General features: G+C 73.0%; 20 protein-coding genes. 12 read left to right on the top strand and 8 right to left on the bottom strand.

Going from position 1 to position 16,473, the window contains the following annotated elements; genetic code table 11:
- Window positions 1–135: 135 nt before the first annotated feature.
- The 3 genes from CLV68_RS12925 to CLV68_RS12915 form a co-directional block, all read right to left on the bottom strand.
- On the bottom strand, window positions 136–699 hold the full coding sequence (locus tag CLV68_RS12925; protein ID WP_121390571.1) for a hypothetical protein: 564 nt from the start codon (window positions 697–699) through the stop codon (window positions 136–138).
- Window positions 700–856: 157 nt separating this feature from the next.
- On the bottom strand, window positions 857–2,227 hold the full coding sequence (locus CLV68_RS12920) for a HAMP domain-containing sensor histidine kinase (protein WP_121390570.1): 1,371 nt from the start codon (window positions 2,225–2,227) through the stop codon (window positions 857–859).
- Window positions 2,224–2,907, bottom strand: coding sequence for a response regulator transcription factor (locus tag CLV68_RS12915; RefSeq protein ID WP_121390569.1), 684 nt, complete (start codon window positions 2,905–2,907; stop codon window positions 2,224–2,226). Before CLV68_RS12915 ends, CLV68_RS12920 begins: the two co-directional genes overlap by 4 nt.
- A 345-nt stretch (window positions 2,908–3,252) precedes the next feature.
- Between CLV68_RS12915 and CLV68_RS12910 the strand changes: the two genes are divergently transcribed.
- The 6 genes from CLV68_RS12910 to CLV68_RS12885 all read left to right on the top strand — a co-directional run bounded on the left by CLV68_RS12910 (window position 3,253) and on the right by CLV68_RS12885 (window position 7,234).
- On the top strand, window positions 3,253–3,636 hold the full coding sequence (locus tag CLV68_RS12910) for a hypothetical protein (RefSeq protein ID WP_092778632.1): 384 nt from the start codon (window positions 3,253–3,255) through the stop codon (window positions 3,634–3,636).
- Window positions 3,637–3,706: 70 nt separating this feature from the next.
- Window positions 3,707–4,108: a hypothetical protein gene (locus CLV68_RS12905; protein ID WP_121390568.1), complete on the top strand. Its 402-nt coding sequence runs from the start codon at window positions 3,707–3,709 to the stop codon at window positions 4,106–4,108.
- Between the two features lie 115 nt (window positions 4,109–4,223).
- A complete protein-coding gene (locus tag CLV68_RS12900; RefSeq protein WP_121390567.1) occupies window positions 4,224–5,537 on the top strand; it encodes an ATP-binding protein in 1,314 nt (437 codons plus the stop codon).
- A 4-nt stretch (window positions 5,538–5,541) separates the two neighbouring features.
- Complete coding sequence (locus tag CLV68_RS12895; protein WP_121390566.1) at window positions 5,542–6,333, top strand: response regulator transcription factor; 792 nt, start codon at window positions 5,542–5,544, stop codon at window positions 6,331–6,333.
- Window positions 6,330–6,974, top strand: coding sequence for a hypothetical protein (locus CLV68_RS12890; protein WP_121390565.1), 645 nt, complete (start codon window positions 6,330–6,332; stop codon window positions 6,972–6,974). Before CLV68_RS12895 ends, CLV68_RS12890 begins: the two co-directional genes overlap by 4 nt.
- Window positions 6,975–7,027: 53 nt before the next feature.
- On the top strand, window positions 7,028–7,234 hold the full coding sequence (locus CLV68_RS12885) for a hypothetical protein (RefSeq protein WP_121390564.1): 207 nt from the start codon (window positions 7,028–7,030) through the stop codon (window positions 7,232–7,234).
- A 62-nt stretch (window positions 7,235–7,296) separates the two neighbouring features.
- Here the strand turns inward: CLV68_RS12885 and CLV68_RS12880 are convergent, their stop codons facing one another.
- Together CLV68_RS12880 and CLV68_RS12875 are read right to left on the bottom strand one after the other, a co-directional pair.
- Window positions 7,297–7,824 (bottom strand): mycothiol transferase, encoded by a 528-nt coding sequence (locus CLV68_RS12880; RefSeq protein ID WP_121390563.1) that lies wholly within the window; start codon window positions 7,822–7,824, stop codon window positions 7,297–7,299.
- 19 nt (window positions 7,825–7,843) lie between these two features.
- Window positions 7,844–8,422 carry a helix-turn-helix domain-containing protein gene (locus tag CLV68_RS12875; RefSeq protein WP_121390562.1) on the bottom strand — a complete coding sequence of 193 codons (579 nt, stop codon included), beginning with the start codon at window positions 8,420–8,422 and terminating at the stop codon, window positions 7,844–7,846.
- 50 nt (window positions 8,423–8,472) lie between these two features.
- Here CLV68_RS12875 and CLV68_RS12870 point away from each other — a divergent pair, with 50 nt between their 5' ends.
- Window positions 8,473–9,699: an MFS transporter gene (locus CLV68_RS12870; protein ID WP_121391157.1), complete on the top strand. Its 1,227-nt coding sequence runs from the start codon at window positions 8,473–8,475 to the stop codon at window positions 9,697–9,699.
- A gap of 40 nt (window positions 9,700–9,739) precedes the next feature.
- Window positions 9,740–10,510, top strand: coding sequence for a TerC family protein (locus CLV68_RS12865; protein ID WP_121390561.1), 771 nt, complete (start codon window positions 9,740–9,742; stop codon window positions 10,508–10,510).
- Window positions 10,511–10,588: 78 nt separating this feature from the next.
- Here CLV68_RS12865 and CLV68_RS33870 read toward each other — a convergent pair whose 3' ends face one another.
- Both CLV68_RS33870 and CLV68_RS12855 read right to left on the bottom strand, forming a co-directional pair.
- The gene (locus CLV68_RS33870) at window positions 10,589–10,960 is read right to left on the bottom strand and encodes an STAS domain-containing protein (protein WP_170224003.1); all 372 of its coding nucleotides are present in this window, start codon (window positions 10,958–10,960) and stop codon (window positions 10,589–10,591) included.
- A 246-nt stretch (window positions 10,961–11,206) separates the two neighbouring features.
- Window positions 11,207–12,316 carry an FAD-dependent oxidoreductase gene (locus CLV68_RS12855; protein ID WP_121390559.1) on the bottom strand — a complete coding sequence of 370 codons (1,110 nt, stop codon included), beginning with the start codon at window positions 12,314–12,316 and terminating at the stop codon, window positions 11,207–11,209.
- Between the two features lie 64 nt (window positions 12,317–12,380).
- Between CLV68_RS12855 and CLV68_RS12850 the strand changes: the two genes are divergently transcribed.
- From CLV68_RS12850 to CLV68_RS12835, 4 genes are all read left to right on the top strand, one after another.
- On the top strand, window positions 12,381–13,061 hold the full coding sequence (locus tag CLV68_RS12850) for a TetR/AcrR family transcriptional regulator (protein WP_121390558.1): 681 nt from the start codon (window positions 12,381–12,383) through the stop codon (window positions 13,059–13,061).
- Window positions 13,062–13,146: 85 nt separating this feature from the next.
- The gene (locus tag CLV68_RS12845; protein WP_246009788.1) at window positions 13,147–13,788 is read left to right on the top strand and encodes a VanZ family protein; all 642 of its coding nucleotides are present in this window, start codon (window positions 13,147–13,149) and stop codon (window positions 13,786–13,788) included.
- Window positions 13,789–13,852: 64 nt separating this feature from the next.
- Window positions 13,853–14,737, top strand: a complete 885-nt coding sequence (locus CLV68_RS12840; protein ID WP_121390557.1) for an RNA polymerase sigma-70 factor — start codon at window positions 13,853–13,855, stop codon at window positions 14,735–14,737.
- Window positions 14,738–14,812: 75 nt separating this feature from the next.
- A complete protein-coding gene (locus CLV68_RS12835; RefSeq protein ID WP_121390556.1) occupies window positions 14,813–15,916 on the top strand; it encodes an NAD(P)/FAD-dependent oxidoreductase in 1,104 nt (367 codons plus the stop codon).
- Here CLV68_RS12835 and CLV68_RS12830 read toward each other — a convergent pair.
- A complete protein-coding gene (locus tag CLV68_RS12830) occupies window positions 15,913–16,419 on the bottom strand; it encodes a hypothetical protein (protein WP_147459970.1) in 507 nt (168 codons plus the stop codon). The genes CLV68_RS12835 and CLV68_RS12830 overlap by 4 nt on opposite strands.
- Window positions 16,420–16,473 lie beyond the last annotated feature (54 nt).

The following is a 16,473-nucleotide window of genomic DNA, read 5'->3' as shown; positions in this document are numbered from 1 at the left end:
CAGGATCGGCGCGCGCGGCTTCGTTCTGAGGAGACCGGGAACGAAGCCGCCGCGAGCCGCCGGGACAGGTGAAGCTGGGCGGGTCCCCCAACGCCGGGGGGACGCGTCCGGGGGACCCGCCTGGTGGGCGTCGGCTCAGCCGCGGCCGGGCCCGTCGCCGCGGTCCCCACCTCGGTCTCCACCACGATCTCCGCCACGGCCCTCGTCGCGGCCACCGCCGCGCCGGTCACCACCGCGCTCGCCCCAGCCGGGGCCGCCGCGCACCTCGCCACCCCGGTCGCGGGCGTCGCCCACGGCGGGACGGCTGTCGCGGTCGTCGTGCACCGCCAACGCCGTGACGCCCGCGCCGATCGCGCCACCGAGCACGAGCGCGACGACGACCAGCGTCACCCGGTGCTTGGCGACCCGGCCCGCGGTCGCGCCCGCGCCGCGCCACCTCGACCGCGGCGGCGGGACCGGTGCACCCGGGGCGGCCGCGTGGGCCGTCGACGGCTCGGCGGCGGGCTGCGGCCCGGCCGGATCCGGCTGTGCCGCGGCCGGATCGGGACCCGGCGCACCCGAACCGGGCACCGGCTGCTCGACGGTCGGCTGCGGCGCGGGGTGGGCGGGCTCAGCGGGGTAGGCGAGCCGCTCGGTCGGCTGGGCCGCCGTCGGGGGTACCTCGGCGCGGGGGGCGTCCGGGTCCTGCGGTGTGGTCATCGGCGGTGCCTTTCGGGTGCGGTCAAGCGGATCTCCTGCTGGTCGGCGACGACGTGGCCGGGGTCACGTCCACAACGGACGGACAGGCTGGTGGTCAGCACACCACAGACATTGACGCCGCTTCATGAGACGACGATGAGAACCCGGTCGCGCTTCGTTAAGAAACGTCGGCCAGTGGCAGCAGGATCGAGACCCGGGCGCCACCGCCCGGCGCCGGACCGGCCACCGCCCTGCCGCCGTGCTGGGCCGCGACCTGGGCGACGATGGCCAGTCCGAGCCCGGAGCCGGGCAACGACTTGGCCGCGGCGGCCCGGTAGAAGCGTTCGAACACGTGCGGCAGGTCGGCCTCGGCGATCCCGGGCCCCTGGTCGTCGACGTCCACCCTGGCCCACCAGCCGTCATTGGACACGCGGGCGGTGATGACAGCGCCGTCCCGGCTCCACTTGGCCGCGTTGTCCAGCAGGTTGAGCACCGCGCGCTCCAGCGACACCGGTCGGGCGAGCACCGGCGCGGGCGCGAACTCGGTCACGTACCGCACCTTCGGCGCCCTTGCCCTGGCGCGTTCCACCGCCGGTCCGACCACGTCGGCGAGGTCGAGGGGCTCCTCCACCTCCGGGGAGCGGTCGCCGGTGGACAGGTCGACCAGCTCGCCGATGAGGGTGGTGAGTTCCTCGGTCTGGGAGCGCAGGTCGGCCAGCAGCCGGGCGCGGTCGTCCGCGGGCAGGTCGCGGGTGTGTTCGGCGGCGTGGATGAGCAGTTCGACGTTGGTGCGCAGGCTGGTCAGCGGGGTGCGCAGCTCGTGCCCGGCGTCCTGGGCGAGGCGGCGCTGGGCGTCGCGGGAGGTGCCGAGGGCGGCGAGCATGGCGTTGATCGCGGACCCGAGGCGGGCGATCTCGTCGGTGCCGCGGACGGTGATGCCCGCGGAGAGGTCCTGGGTCCTGGCCACCTCCTCGGCCGCGGCGGTGAGCGCGTCGACCGGGCGCAGCGCGGTGCGGGCGACCAGCCAGCCGGCGATGGCCGCGAGCGCGACCCCCACCAGCCCGACGATCCCGTGCCACAGCCCGAGTTCGGCGAGGGTGTTCTCGACCTCCTCGGCGTCCATCGCGACCTGGGCCGCACCGCCCTGCCTGGCGACGGTCAGGACCCGGTAGGGGTCATCGGAGATCACGACCTCTTCGGTGACCCGGGGCAGCATCCCGGCGGCGACCTGAGCGGCGCGGGCGCTGACCGGAAAGGTAGGCCCGCCGCTGGCACCTCTGATCTGCCCCGCGCGGTCCACGAACTGCACGATCAGTGTGGACGGGCCGCGGCGCGGTCCACGGCCGCGGTCTTCGAGCAGCACGGTGATGGCGTCCGCCGGGGACGTGGTGGCGGACGCGACCCTGGCCGCGGACTGGAGCCGGTCGTCGAAGTCCCGGTTCAGCTTGCCGCGCACCAGCAACCACGAGGTCAGCGCGACCCCGAGCACGGCGACGGCGACGGCCCCGACGGCGAGCGCGGTCAGCCGCGACCGCAGCGACAGGGTCACAGCGGCTCCTCCCGCAGGACGTAGCCGACGCCGCGCACGGTGTGCAGCAGCCGCGGCTCCCCCGCCGCCTCCAGCTTGCGGCGCAGGTAGCCGACGTACACGTCGAGCCCGTTGGAGGCGGCGCCGAAGTCGTAGCCCCAGACCTGCTCGAACATCAGCGTCCTGGTCAGCACGATGCGCGGGTGGCGCAGGAACGTCTCCAGGATCGCGAACTCGGTCCTGGTCAGCCGCAGCGGCCTGCCGCCCCTGGTGACCTCGCGGGTGGCCGGGTCGAGCACGACGTCGGCGAAGCGCAGCGCGGGGTCGACGGTGGCGTTGTACTCGGTCCTGCGCAGCAGCGCGCGCACCCTGGCCAGCAGTTCCTGCAACGCGAACGGCTTGACCAGGTAGTCGTCGGCCCCCGCCTCCAGCCCGGCCACCCGGTCGTCGACGCCGGTGCGCGCGGTCAGCATCAGGATCGGCACGAAGTTGCCCTCGGCGCGCAGCACCCGGCAGGTGTCGAGGCCGTCGAGCACCGGCATGGTGACGTCGAGCAGCACGCCGTCGGGCCGCTCGGCGCGGACCAGCGCGAGCGCGGCCGCCCCGTCGGCCGCCGTGGCGACGGTGTAGCCCTCGAACCGCAGGGTCCGCGACAGCGAGTCCCGCACGGCCGCCTCGTCGTCGACGATCACCAGGTGCACGACACCTCCGCTACGGCCGGGGACTCCTCGCACCACGATCGCACACCACCGGGGCACCACCGCCCGCCCGCGCCCGTACACCCACCGGAACCGGCCCCGGAGCCGCCGGAGGTCCCCGGACGAGTGCATTGTGGACGATTTCGGTGCCGCAGACCAGCAACGACGTGCTCGCGCGTCACCCACAGGCGGGCGATGGCCGCACCGGCGGGGGAACACCGTTGAGGGAACTCAGCCGAATGGTGAGACTCGGTGTGACGGATTTCGTCGGTCGGGGGACCCACCATCCAGCTATCCAGCAATCCGGCTAGCTATCCAGACATCCAGACATCCAGCGCAGGAGGAACCATGTCGGCCACTCACCTCTCCCCCGCCGAGGCCGCGTTGACCCTGTCCGCGAGCGGGCTGCCCGAGACCGGGATCCACCCGTCCGCCCGCAACACCCAGGACCACAGCTTCACCTTCATGGGCGCCTTCCGGATCGAGGCGACCATCTCCACCGGCGACGGCGTGTCCGCGCTGATCACCGCCTACGCCGTGGGCATCCGGCTGTTCCAGTACACCGTCGACCAGCAGAACCCGACCATGCGCGCGGCGGGCAGCATCGCGGGCTTCAAGCTGGCGATGGAGGCCGACCTGGTCAGCGACCCGAGCCGGATCGTCTTCGAGGGCGAGGGCTGCGTCCCGATCGAGGGTTGTCAGCAGTTGCACCACGTCCTGCCGGTCGACTAGCCGACACCCCCGACCCGGTCCACTGTGGACGTTCTCAGGACGATCTTGGGTGGACCGGGATACTGGGGGTGTGGATCGAGAGGAGCGGCTCGCCAGAGCGCGGGCCGAGGTGGCGGCGGCGTGCAAGGCCGACGGCAAGCCGGGGTTCTTGGCGCGGCTGCTGCGCGGCACCTGGCAGGTGATCGCCAAGGTCGGCCGGTTCCTGCTGGAACTGGCGGGCGAGGCGGTGTTCGAGGTCCTCGTGGCCGTGCTGGCGATCGGTCTGTTCGTCGGCGTCATCGCGCTCGTGGCCTGGGGTTTCGCGGTGAACCCGATCGCGACGACCGTGCTGGTCGCCGGTCTGGCGGTGTTCCTCGTCTTCGGCGTGCTCGACCTGATCGGCGGCAGGCGGCCGGGCAGGCTCGGCGCGATCCTCACCGGGACCGGGGTGTTCACCGTCATCTGGCTCGGCTACGTCTTCGCGTACCTCTGACCCCACCGCGTCCTGATCCCGCCGCCGCGCGGGAGTGCGAAGTTTTCCCTTCCGCCCGCCGCTGATCGATGACGACCATGAAACCCCACGGTGGTTGTCGACGATCAGGAGAGTTGTGCGGGGTTTCGACGAGGCCCAGGTCAGGTTCAGCACCGCCGTGCGCGCGGCGGCGCCGCTGTGGGCGGCGGGGTGCTGGATCCGGGCCGGGCTGCTCGCCGGGGTGTGGGTGACGCTGCTGTGGGCGGATCCCGCGGACCGGGCGCGCGGCGCGGCGCAGTTGCTGGTGGGGACCGGCGCGGTGCTGCTGGCGTTCGCCCACGTGCGGCCGGAGGTGTTGGCCGCGCTGGGCCAGGTCCCCGGCTTGCGCAGACTCGTCGACCACCTCACCTCCACCTCCGGGCGGGCGACGGTCGACGCGTCCGGCCTGGCCGAGGGGGCTGGGGCGCTGCTGGCGACGTGGTTGTTCGCCGGTCCGTTCCCGTTGGCCTCGCTGCCGCCCGCGGCGCGGCTGGTCGGGCTGACCCTGGCCGTCCTGTACGTGTGGGAGGCCGTGCTGCAGGCCGTGATCGACCCCGGCTGGTACAGCGTCGAGCAGCCGCCACCGCGCGCGATGCGGGTGTTCCGCCGCACCTTCGCCCCGGTGCTCAGCACGATCATCCTGGTCGGCGCGGCCCCGTACACCGAGCACGCGGTGTCCACGACGGCCTGGCTGGTGCTGAGCGCGACCCCGTACCTCTACTACCCGGTGTGGGCCGCCTTCGACGTGCTGCTGCGCGCCTCGGTGGGCCACGCGGGCACCAGCCACCTGCTCAACCGCCAGGAGATCGCCGTCGACCTGCACAGCCGGGTGAAGAACTCGGCCGGGCTGCTGCAGCGCTACGTCGACGAGCCCGCGCCCGTGCTCGCCGAGGTGCGCAGCCTGGCCCGCGAGGTGCTGATGCGGGTCGAGGAGATGCGCAGGGACGTGCTCGACGTGCACCGCGACCAGCGCCGCAGGCAGTTCGGCGACCTCTGGGACACCACGCAGCGGGTGCTGCCGTCGCACTGGCGGTCGGCGTGCGTGCTGGCCGAGGGCGGGGCGGTGGTGCTGGGCCCGGCGGACGCGCAGATCGCCAGGCGGGTGCTGCCGGACCTGCTCACCAACGCGCTCAACGCCGGTGCGGGGTCGGTGGAGCTGGCGTGCCGGGCGGACGCGGACGAGGTGGTGCTCACCGTGCGCGACGACGGGCCGGGCGTCACCGCCGCGGACCTGGACCGGCCGCACGGGAGCGCGGCGCTGTTGCGGCAGCGGCTGGTGCTCTTCGGCGGCGACATCGAGTGGACCGTGACCGGGGCGGGCACCCTGGTCCGCGCGCACTGGCGGACCCAGTCGCACGAGGCGGGCACCCGGCTGAGCCCGCCGGGGACCGACCGGCGCGGGGGGCGCTGAGGCGATGCGGATCGTGGTGGTGGACGACATCCTGGAGGTGGGCAACACCGTGGCCAGGGCGCTCGACGGCAGCGGGCACGAGGTGCGGGTGCTGCTGAGCCCGGCCGCGCTGGGCACCGCGCTCACCGGGCACCGGTTCGACCTGGCCTTCGTCGACCTCGACTTCTCCTACGAGTCGAGCGAGACGGGGCTCACCGCGCTGCGGCACCTGTCCGGCGCCGGGGTGCCCGCGGTCGTCTACTCGGCCGACAGCGAGGAGAACCGCGCCCTGTTGCTGCTGGCCGCCTTCCAGCACTTCGCGCCGCTGGCGCTGCTGTCCAAGAGCGCGACCCAGGACCACATCCGCGCCCTGGTCGGCCGGTTGACCGAGTCCGGGATGGCGCCGGTGACCGACCGGCTGTCCGACCGGTACCGTCCACACGCGACGCCGACGCTGCTCGACCAGTTGGTGCGCAACCGGACCGACCTCACGATCTGGCGCCTGCTGTCCCGGTACGCGACGCGCGGCGAGGTCGCGATCGCCGCGCACGTCCACCCGAGGACGGTGGACAAGTTCCTGTCCACCCACTACCCGGTCATGCGCGCGGTCGAGGCGCGGCTGCGGTCCGCGGCGCACGAGCCGGAGTCCGAGACGCCGAAGAAGCACCTGCTGGCCCCGATGCACGCGTTCGCCGTGAAGCACGCCATGTTCTTCGCCGACGCGGAGGTCCAGGCCCTGGTGGACCAACGCCCGCCACCCACCCGCACAACCAGTTCAGCGTCCCGGGCGGCGCGCAGGTACCGGGGCCGCACGTGACGGCGTGGCCGCTCGGCCTGGACTGGCTCAGCGGCTTCCTGCTGGCGTTCGCCATCACCCCCGGCGGGCACGTCGCGCTGGCCCTGGTGCTGGAGCGCCGGATCATCCGCCCCCGCGCGGAGTTCACCGCCCTGGTCTACGGGGATCCCCTGCTGTGCGTGGCGTGCGGCATTGGCTTCGCGTTGACCCCGGACGGCATCCCGGCGCCGGTGGCGTTCCTCGGCACGCTCCCCGCGGTGCTGGTGTCGGTGGCGGTGTGGCTCGGTTTCGGCGTGTGGCAATGGGTCGACGAGCTGCGGCGCGGGTACTACACGGTGGCGCAAGCGTTTTCGCCGACGAAGGTCTGGCACCAACTGGTCGTGTACCCCGGTTTCGGGACCCTGGCGGGCTTCGCGGGCACGGCGGGCTTGGCGGCCCCGGTCGCCGGGGTCGGGGCGGTGCTGGGCAAGGTCGTGATCGGCGCGGGTCTGCTCGCATGGGTGGCGATGAACGTCTACGACCGCGTACACCCCAGGCTGGGCCACCCGCCCTACGACTGGCGGCACCTGCGCCCGGCGCCGCGCCCCTGGCCACCCGCGTCGACGACGTTGCGTACAGCGTGCGAAGTTTCCCCTACCGACCGACCGCGCGACGCCGGATAGTGGTGCTCACCGGACGGGGAAGGTCCGGGAAACGAGTCGGGGAGGCGGACCGGGTGGGCAAGAACAAGCGGGCACACCAGACAGGGGAGAAGGACATCGCCGGGAAGGTCGGCGAGCGGAACACCGAGGAGGGCACCGGCCGGGCAGCCGGGGTCAAGATCGGTGCGGCCATGGAGTTCGCCACCACGGCCAAGACCGGTGCGGCCATCGGGGTGTGCGTCGGCGCCATTGTGGCGGGCACCGCGACGGCCGACGACTGATCCACCGAGGGACGGCCTCCGGCGGCACGCTGGGGGCCGTTTCCCCTTGCGTGGCAACGGGATCAGGAGACCGGGCGCCAGCCGGGCGGCGGGTCCTCGCCGACGCGGCCGTCGACCGCCTCGCGCAGCAGGTCGGCGTGCCCGGTGTGGCGGCCGTACTCCTCGACGAGGTCGCAGACCAACCGGCGGAGGCTGACGTGGTTGCCCTGGCCGTCGCTCAGGTGCGCGGCCTGGTCGAGTCCACCGTTCGCCAGCGCGGCAGCCAGGCGCGCACGGGAGCGTTCCACTGCCGCGTCCCAGATCGCGTAGTGCTGCTCGGGGGTCGCGTCGGTGGGGCCGAAGCCCCAGTGCGGGTCGCCGTCCCACGGGTCGCCGGAGAGGCGGACGGAGAAGATGTGGTCCTCGACCACCGCGAGGTGGCGCAGCAGGGTGCCGATGGTCAACTCGGAGGCGCCGACCCTGGCGGACAGGCCCTCGGCGTCGAGGCCGTCGGCCTTCCAGCGCAACGTCGCGCGCAGCCGGTCGAGGGCACCGACGAGGTGTTCGGCCTCGGTGCCCGCCAGGGGTGGTTCCCACGGGGTGTCGGTCATGGGTCCACTGTAGAGCGCGCTACTCCCCCTTGGGCCTCGCGCGGACGTGCATGCGCTCGCCCTGCGGCCCGAACAGGCTGAGGACCTCGACCGGGGCCTCGCCGGTGCTGCCGAACCAGTGCGGCAGCTTGGTGTCGAACTCGGCGGCCTCCCCCGCCTTGAGCACGACGTCGTGCTCGGCGAGGACCAGGCGCAGCTTGCCGCTGAGCACGTAGAGCCACTCGTAGCCGGTGTGCGTGCGCGGGTCCGGGTCGCGGCGGGTCACCGGGATGACCATCTTGAACGCCTGCGGCCCGCCGGGGTGCTGGGTCAGCGGCACGATCGTCGCGCCCGCGTGCCGGATCGGCTTGAGGCGCACCCTCGGGTCGCCGACGGCGGGCGCGCCGACGAGGTCGTCGAGCGGCACCTGGTAGGCGCGGGCCAGCGGGAGCAGCAGTTCCAGGTTCGGCTTGCGCTCGCCGGACTCCAGCCGCGACAGGGTGCTCACCGAGATGCCGGTGGTCTCGGCGAGCTGGGTGAGCGTGGTGCCCCTGGTCTTGCGCAGCGCGCGCAGGCGGGGTCCGACAGCGGAGAGCACGGCCTCGTCGTCGTTTGCCATACCGGCAAGAGTACTTGGCTGATTTTGCCGGTCAAGCACACGCTGTGGCCATGACCAAGCGCGCGGCGCTCGCCGCTCTCACCCTCGCCATGCTGGTGCCGTCGCTGAGCACCAGCATCGCCAGCGTCGCGGCGCCCACGCTGGCAGTGGCCTTCGACGCGACGTTCGCCCAGGTCCAGTGGGTGGTGCTGGCGTACCTGGTTGCCGTCACGGCGCTGACCGTCGTCGCCGGGCACGTCGGGGACACCACCGGGCGCAAGCGGCTGTTCCTGATCGGCATCGCGCTGTTCGGGGTGATGTCGGCGGCCTGCGCGGCGGCCCCCACGCTCGGCGCACTGGTCGCGGCCAGGGCCGGGCAGGGCGTCGGCGCGGCGATCATGATGGCGCTGACGGTGGCGTTCGTCGGCGAGGCGGTGCCCAGGGAGCGGATCGGCACCGCGATGGGCCTGCTCGGCACGGTGTCGGCGGTCGGGACGGCCCTGGGGCCGCCGGTCGGCGGGGCGCTGATCACGGCGTTCGGCTGGGAGGCGATCTTCCTGCTGACCGTCCCGCTGAGCGCCGCGGCCTTCGTGCTCGCCTACCGGTACCTGCCCGACGCGCCCAAGGCCCCGCGCGCCCGACTCAGCGTGGCGGTGCTGCGCGACCGCGCCAGGGCGACGAACCTGCTGCTGAGCGCGATCGCGACCACCGTCCTGATGTCGACCCTGGTGGTCGGGCCGTTCTACCTGACCGGGGCGCTCGGGCTCGACGCCGCCGTGGTCGGGGCGGTCATGGCGGCAGGCCCGGTGGTCGCGGCCCTGGGCGGGCTGCCCGCGGGCCGGGTCGTCGACCGGCTCGGCACCCGCCGCACCACCGCGCTCGGGCTCGGCGGGATGGCCGCCGGGTGCCTGGCGCTGGCGACGCTGCCGGAGAGCCTCGGGGTGCCCGGGTACGTCATCCCGATCGTGGTCATCACCGGGAGCTTCGCCCAGTTCCAGGCGGCCAACAGCACCGAGGTCGTCGCCACCGCGCCCGCCGCGGGCCGGGGGGCGATCGCCGGGATGCTCGCGCTGTCGCGGCAGGTGGGGCTGATCCTGGGCACGGCGGCGATGGGCTGGGTGTTCACCACCGCCGCCGGGACCTCCGACATCACCGGTGCCACGCCGGGGGACGTCGCCGACGCGCTGCACACCACGTTCGCGACCGGGGCCGCGCTGATGGCGGGCGCGCTGCTGCTGGCCACGGTCGGGCGACGGGTCTTGTCACCGATGGGTGAAAACGTGGCCACGCGGGTATGAGCGGGGTGCCTAGAATCCCCCATTAGAGGACAATCGACCCATGGACTGGATGCTCAGCCCCGAACTCTGGATCGCCTTCGGCACGCTGCTGCTGCTGGAGGTGGTGCTGGGGATCGACAACATCGTGTTCATCTCGATCCTGGCCGGTCGGCTGCCCGCCGCCCAGCAGCAGCGGGCCAGGGTGGTGGGCCTGTCGCTGGCGCTGATCACCCGGCTGCTGCTGCTGGCGTCGCTGTCCTGGGTGGTCGGGCTGACCGCGCCGCTGTTCACCGCGCTCGGCCAGGAGATCTCCGGCCGCGACCTGATCCTGCTGCTCGGCGGGCTGTTCCTGCTGGGCAAGGCGACCTTCGAGATCCACGAGCAACTGGAGGGCGCCGAGCACGCGAACACCCGCAAGGCGGCGTCGTTCGCCTCGGTGATCGGCCAGATCCTGGTGCTGGACGTGGTGTTCTCACTCGACTCGGTGATCACCGCGGTCGGCATGGTGGACGAGTTGGGCATCATGGTCGCGGCCGTGGTGGTGGCGATGGTGATCATGCTGTTCTCGGCGCGGGCGATCAGCGAGTTCGTCAACCGGCACCCCACGGTCAAGATGCTCGCCCTGTCGTTCCTGCTCCTCATCGGCGGCAGCCTCATCGCCGAGGGCTTCGACCAGCACATCCCCAAGGGCTACGTGTACGGCCCGATCGCCTTCTCCATCTTCGTCGAGTTCCTCAACCTGCGCGCCAAGGCCAAACGCGCCGCCACCCCGGTCCACCTGCACCCGACCTACGTCAAGCAGGCGGACGAGACCCCCGACACCGATCGCTGAGCCCCGGACCCGCCACGAACTCCCGGCCCGCCGACGCCGAGCCCGCCCGTGCGGGCTCCGACTGCCGAGCCCGCGCCGTCACCGACCGCTGACCACTCGGCCCACCGCCGCCCCCGCAGCCTCGGGATCGGCGAACACCGGCACCCGCTCGCTCACCCCGGTGATCCGCAACACCCGATAAGCCGCCCCACCGGGGTCGAGCACCAGGCACACCCGCACCCGCCCCCGCGCGCACCCCGCCACGAACCGGTTCACCAACCTGGCCCCGTGCGACGACAACAGGGCGACATCACGCAGGTCGAGCACCACCACCCCACCCGCCACCGCCCCGGCCCACGCGGCCCGCAACTCCGCCCCGACCCCCGCCACATCAACGGCCCCGACATCCCCCGCCACCCGAACCACCGTGGCCCACCCGGTCAACACCCAGCTGACCTCGACCCCACCCACCAACCACACCCCACCGCGAGTCGCACAAGGGGATACATCATGCTCCACCCCCACAACCCCCACCCCGGCAACACCGCATCGGCCCGGGAGGCGCGGATCGGCCGAGGGCCGTTCGTGGAGATCGAGGGCTCACCGAGTGGCGGGGCGACCGGTACGTGCCCGCGGGTACCCCTGAACCGCCGGTGCTGCGGGCGATCGAGGACCTGAGCCCGGAGATCCTGTGGGAGTGGGCGGGATCGAGTGCCCTCAGCCGGGTTGGAAGAAGTCGAGCATTCGTTGGGCGGCGTTGGGGGACATGAGGAGTTCCTGCATGTCCGCGGACATCCGGGCGGCGGTGCTGGTGCGGTCGAACATCTCGCGTTCGTATTCCCCGATGGCGGTGGGGAAGTCGTCGGGGTGGGCGGCCAGGGCGGTGGCGAGGAGGGCGCCGTCGAGCAGGGCCATGTTGGCGCCCTCGCCGACCGGGGGCATGAGGTGGGCGGCGTCGCCGAGCAGGGTGGTGTCCGGCGCCTGCGGCCAGGTCAGGCCGACGGGGAGGGTGGTGATGGCGCGGGGCACGATCGTGTCGTCGCAGGCGGTGATGAGCGCGGTGATGCGCGGGTCCCAGTCCGCGAGCAGGTCGATCAGCCGCGCCCGGGTGGCGGCCGGGTCGTCGAGCGGGATGCCGCTGGTGGTGAACCAGTCCTCGCCGGTGTTGTAGAAGCTGACGCCGATGCGGACGCGGCCGTCGCCGTTGCGTTGCGCGCCAAGGGAGATCCCGTTGCCGAGCACCCAGTAGTTGCCGCGCCCCACCATCGCCGCGAGGTCGGGGTGGGTGCGGTCGATGTCGGGGATGCCGAGTTCGACGACGTTCTGGCCGATGTGCGCGGGCCGGGCGTCGGTGAGCAGCGCGCGGACCCGGGAACCCGCACCGTCGGCGCCGACCAGCAGGTCGTACCGCGCGCTGCTGCCGTTGGCGAAGCGCAGCACGCCGTTGTCGGCCGACTCGTACGCGTGCCCCCAGCGGACCGTGTGTTCCGGCAGCGAGTCCAGCAGCATGTCGCGCAGGTCGGCGCGGTCGACCTCGGGGCGCAGGAGTGGGGCGTCGTCGGGCGTGTCCTCTTGCAGCAGCAGGGTTCCGTCCGGTTGTAGGAGTCGCATGTCCTGGCCCGCGCCCCGGGCGATCGCGTGGAACTCGTCCATCAGACCGGCCTCGCGCAGCGCTCGTTGCCCGGAGTGGATGTCGAGCATGCCGCCCTGGCCGCGCGCGTGCCGTGCCTGCTCGCGTTCGTGGACGACGGCCTCGATGCCCTTGACGTGCAGCACCCGGGCCAGCGCCAGCCCGCCAAGGCCCGCTCCGACGATGGCGATGGTCATGGCTGCCTCGATTCACCGTACCTGTCGATACACCGTATCAGGCGGGACGCTGTAGGGTCACGGCATGGTGGTGTGGGAGCGGCCGGAGCCGCCGGATCGACCGGTGCCCGCCCCGCTGAGCCGGGACCGGATCGTGCGCGCGGCGATCGAGTTGGCCGATGCGGCCGGGTTGGACGCGGTGTCGCTGCGCAAGGTCGCCGCGGTCCTGGACGTCGGGCCGATGCGGCTCTACGGCTACATCGCCACCAAGGAGGAACTGCTCGACCTGGTGGTCGACGCGGTCCACGCCGAGATCCGCCCCACCGGCGCGGGCTGGCGCGAGGTGCTGCGCTCCCTCGCCGACGCCACCCGGCAGGCCGCCCACCGGCACGAGTGGTTCGCCGACCTGATCGGCGGCCGCCCCCAACTGGGGCCGAACACGCTGGCGACCTCGGAGGCCGTGCTGTCCGCGATGGACGGCGTCGACCTGGGCACCGTCGTCCCGGCGGTCGCGGCGGTCAACGCGTACGTGGTCGGCGCGGTCCGCCGGGAGATCACCGAACGCCGCGCCGAGCGGGCCTCCGGCATGGACAAGGAGCAGTGGCAGGCCACCTTCGGCCCGTACCTGCGCCGGACCTTCGCCACCGGCCGCTTCCCCGCCCTGTCCGCCCTCGTCCACGACGGCCCCCACCTCGACGCCGACCAGACCTTCCACGCGGGCCTCGACTTCCTCCTCGACGGCATCGCGGCCCGCGTCGCGCGCTGACCGCATATCGCGGACGTATCGAGAAGCGCGTACGCCGGGGCAACGGTCCGCCGTATTCACTGGGGGTGTGAACCACAGCCCACCCGTGTCAGCGCTGCCCTGGCGCAGGATCGTGCTCGTCGCCTTGGCGGTCGTCTGCCTGGCGGGGGCGGCGTTCGCCGTGCGGGGGCCGTTGCTGATGGCCGCGCCCGCGTGCTTGGCCGGGCAGTGGCACGGGTGCTTGGGCACGGAGAACGGCGTGGTGCTGATGACGCTGGTCGGCGTGCCGGTGGCCGTCCTGGTGGCGTGGCTGCTGGCGCTGCGACGGCGTGCCGCGGGTGTCCGGTCGGCGTGGCGGATGTCGCTGGCCGAGGTGGGCGTGGTCTACGGGACGGTGCCGTGGGTGTGGCTGACCCTGATGCCCGGCTCCGGGGCGGGCGTCGTCCCCGGCCGGTTGAGCCTGATCCCCCTGCGGGACCTGGTGACGATGGGCCCGATCGGCATCGGCGGCAACCTCCTGGTCTTCGCCGCCCTGGGTTTCTTCGCCCCGATGCGGTTCACCGCCCTGGCGTCAGCCCCCCGGGTCCTGGCTCTCGGCGCGGGCTGCTCCGCTCTGGTCGAGATCGCCCAGTACGTCTTCCGACTGGACCGCGTGTCCTCGGTGGACGACGTCCTGCTCAACGCAGCAGGCGCCGCCCTGGCCGCTCTGGCCTCCCGCCGCTGGTGGCGCACCGATCCCGCCCGCTGACTCCGCCCGGGTGCCGCGGCGCGGGGCCGTTCAGTCCACATCGGACTGGGAGTAGGGTGGCGGGGTGACCGATCTGGTGGCTGGGTTCGAGGCGCAGCGGGGGCGGTTGTTCGCGTTGGCGTACCGGTTGCTGGGGTCGGCGGCCGAGGCAGAGGATGTCGTGCAGGACGCGTTCCTGCGGTGGAACGGGGTGGACCGCGACGAGGTGGTCACGCCGGGGGCGTGGTTGGCGAAGGTGGTCACGAACCTGTGCCTGAACCGGTTGACCGCGGCGCGGGCCAGGCGGGAGAGCTACATCGGGCCGTGGCTGCCGGAGCCGGTGCTGACCGAGGGCGGCGCGCTGGGGCCGATGGAGTCCGCGGAGCAGCGGGAGTCGGTGTCGTTGGCGCTGCTGGTGGTGCTGGAGCGGCTCACCCCGACCGAGCGCGCGGTGTTCGTGCTGCGCGAGGCGTTCGGGTACAGCCACCGGGAGATCGCCGACGTGCTGGACGTGACCGAGGCGAACTCCGCGCAGGTGTACCGGCGGGCGCGGGCGCACCTCGACCAGTCGCGCAGGCGGCTGCCGGTGGACCGGGACCGGGCCGAGGTCATCGCCCGCCGGTTCCTCGCCGCGGCCGCCACCGGTGACCTGGCGGGCTTGGAGCAGGTGCTGGCCGCCGACGTCGTGTCGTGGGCCGATGGCGGCGGCAAGGTCCACGCGGCGCGGCGCCCGGTGCGCGGTGCCACGCGGGTCGCGCGCTACCTGGCCGGGTGGATGTCGCGGCCGGTGCCCGGGCTGGAGGTCACGCTGCGGGAGGTCAACGGCGAGGTCGGGATCGTCGCGGTGGTCGACGGGACGCTGTGGGGCGTGGTGGTCTTCGAGGTGGTCGACGACCGGATCAGCACGGTGCACGCGCTGGCCAACCCGGAGAAGCTCGCCCACTTCGCCGCCCGGATCGGCGCCGCGTGACCGGGGTCACCACCAGGTCCTGTCAGCAATCGGCCCGCTGCCCGGTTCAAGTCGCGAACCGAGAGGAGCAGGACCATGGCACAGCGGATCGTGGTGGTCGGGGCGGGGTACGCGGGGCTGTCGGCGGCCGGGCGGGTGGCTCGGACGCTGGGGCGGCGGGTCGAGGTGACTGTCGTCAACCCCAGCCCGTTGTTCGTCGAACGCGTGCGGCTACACCAGGTCGCGGTAGGTAAGGCAAGCAAGCAGGTCGACTTGCGCGCGATGTTGGAGAAGCGGGGCATCTCGTTCGTCCTAGGGGCGGCGACAGCGCTGGAGCCTGACTCGCGCCGTTTGCTCGTAGGGACCCGGGAACTGGACTACGACTTCCTCGTCTACGCAGCGGGCAGCACGGGCGTTGTCCATGAGCACGCGTTGACCGTGTCCGGCGCGCACGACACGGAAGTGACCCGTGCGCGGCTCGCGGAGCTGTCGGACGGCGCGGGGGTGACGGTGGTCGGCGGTGGCGCGACCGGGATCGAGGTGGCCACCGAGCTGGCCGAGGCGCGGCGTGACCTGGTGGTCCGGCTCGTCACCGGCGAGGAACTGGGCGCCTGGCTCTCACCGCGGGGCCGCGACCACCTCCGCGCCGTCCTGGGGCGCATGGGCGTCGAGGTCCACGAGACCAAGGCCGTCGAGACCGACCCGGGCGGCGTCACCCTCGCCACCGGCGCCCACCTGCCGGGCGAGGCCACCATCTGGTCGACCGGCTTCACCGTCCCCACCCTCGCCCGCGACGCCGGACTCGCCGTCGACAACCAGGGCCGCGTCCTGGTCGACGACACCCTGCGCTCCCAGAGCCACGACACCGTCTACGCCGCGGGCGACGCGACCGCCCTCCCCGGCAACCTCCGGATGGCCTGCGCCACCGCCCTACCCTCGGGCCAACACGTCGCCGCCAACCTCACCGCCCGCGTCACCGACCGAACCCCTGGTGCGTTGGACTTCTCCTACGTGGCCCAGTGCCTCAGCCTCGGCCGCCGCGACGCCCTGCTCCAACCCCTCAACCCCGACGACACCCCGCGCCCCAGGGCCCGCACCGGCCGAACCGCCGCCCTGGCCAAGGAATCCATCGTCCGCGCCGCCGCCCTCGCCGCCCGCCACCCCGGCCCACTGCTCCCCGTCCGTCCACATCGGACCTAGGTCAGTGCGCAGGTGTACTCCACCGAGCGGAAGCGGAACATCACCGTGTACTGGTGCGGGATCGCGGCGGAGAACCGGACCACGGCGGTGGTGTTGGTGAAGTCCGGGTGCTCGAAGCAGAACCCGACATCGCCGCTCCCGGACGGCACGGCCTCCTCCACCCGCAACTGCCATCCACGCTCGGCGAATGCCTGCTTGTAGAAGGTCTCGGTTTCCGCGTACTCCCCGCGGAAGTCGTGCCCGACAGCGCCGACGTTGTCATCGTCCTGGCACGGCATCTTGGTGAACCGCGGCTGCGCTTCCACGCCAGGCGGCTCGAGCGCGAGGACGTCCTCGCGCTCGAGCCGCGCGGCCGTCCGTTCGTCGGCTTGGTCGCAGTGATCGGGGAACAACGCCTGCGCGGCCGTCCGAAAAACAAGCCACCCACCGACAACCACCGCGGCCACCACCACCGCCAGCATGGCCAGGAACAGGCCAAGACTCCTCGATCCCACAGCCCCCATGCGCCGACCATACCCAGATGATCAAGCCGCGACCACGCCCGGAGGGCGAGCTCG

The organism is Actinokineospora cianjurensis (assembly GCF_003663795.1).
Classification (GTDB): domain Bacteria; phylum Actinomycetota; class Actinomycetes; order Mycobacteriales; family Pseudonocardiaceae; genus Actinokineospora; species Actinokineospora terrae.
This window is presented reverse-complemented; position numbering and strand designations above follow the sequence as displayed.

Coding starts and splice junctions, on each gene's coding strand:
- CLV68_RS12925 (WP_121390571.1), bottom strand. CDS start 699: ATGACCACACCGCAGGACCCGGACGCCCCCCGCGCCGAGGTACCCCCG.
- CLV68_RS12910 (WP_092778632.1), top strand. CDS start 3,253: ATGTCGGCCACTCACCTCTCCCCCGCCGAGGCCGCGTTGACCCTGTCC.
- CLV68_RS12895 (WP_121390566.1), top strand. CDS start 5,542: ATGCGGATCGTGGTGGTGGACGACATCCTGGAGGTGGGCAACACCGTG.
- CLV68_RS12880 (WP_121390563.1), bottom strand. CDS start 7,824: ATGACCGACACCCCGTGGGAACCACCCCTGGCGGGCACCGAGGCCGAA.
- CLV68_RS12875 (WP_121390562.1), bottom strand. CDS start 8,422: ATGGCAAACGACGACGAGGCCGTGCTCTCCGCTGTCGGACCCCGCCTG.
- CLV68_RS12870 (WP_121391157.1), top strand. CDS start 8,473: ATGACCAAGCGCGCGGCGCTCGCCGCTCTCACCCTCGCCATGCTGGTG.
- CLV68_RS12865 (WP_121390561.1), top strand. CDS start 9,740: ATGGACTGGATGCTCAGCCCCGAACTCTGGATCGCCTTCGGCACGCTG.
- CLV68_RS12855 (WP_121390559.1), bottom strand. CDS start 12,316: ATGACCATCGCCATCGTCGGAGCGGGCCTTGGCGGGCTGGCGCTGGCC.
- CLV68_RS12850 (WP_121390558.1), top strand. CDS start 12,381: ATGGTGGTGTGGGAGCGGCCGGAGCCGCCGGATCGACCGGTGCCCGCC.
- CLV68_RS12835 (WP_121390556.1), top strand. CDS start 14,813: ATGGCACAGCGGATCGTGGTGGTCGGGGCGGGGTACGCGGGGCTGTCG.
- CLV68_RS12830 (WP_147459970.1), bottom strand. CDS start 16,419: ATGGGGGCTGTGGGATCGAGGAGTCTTGGCCTGTTCCTGGCCATGCTG.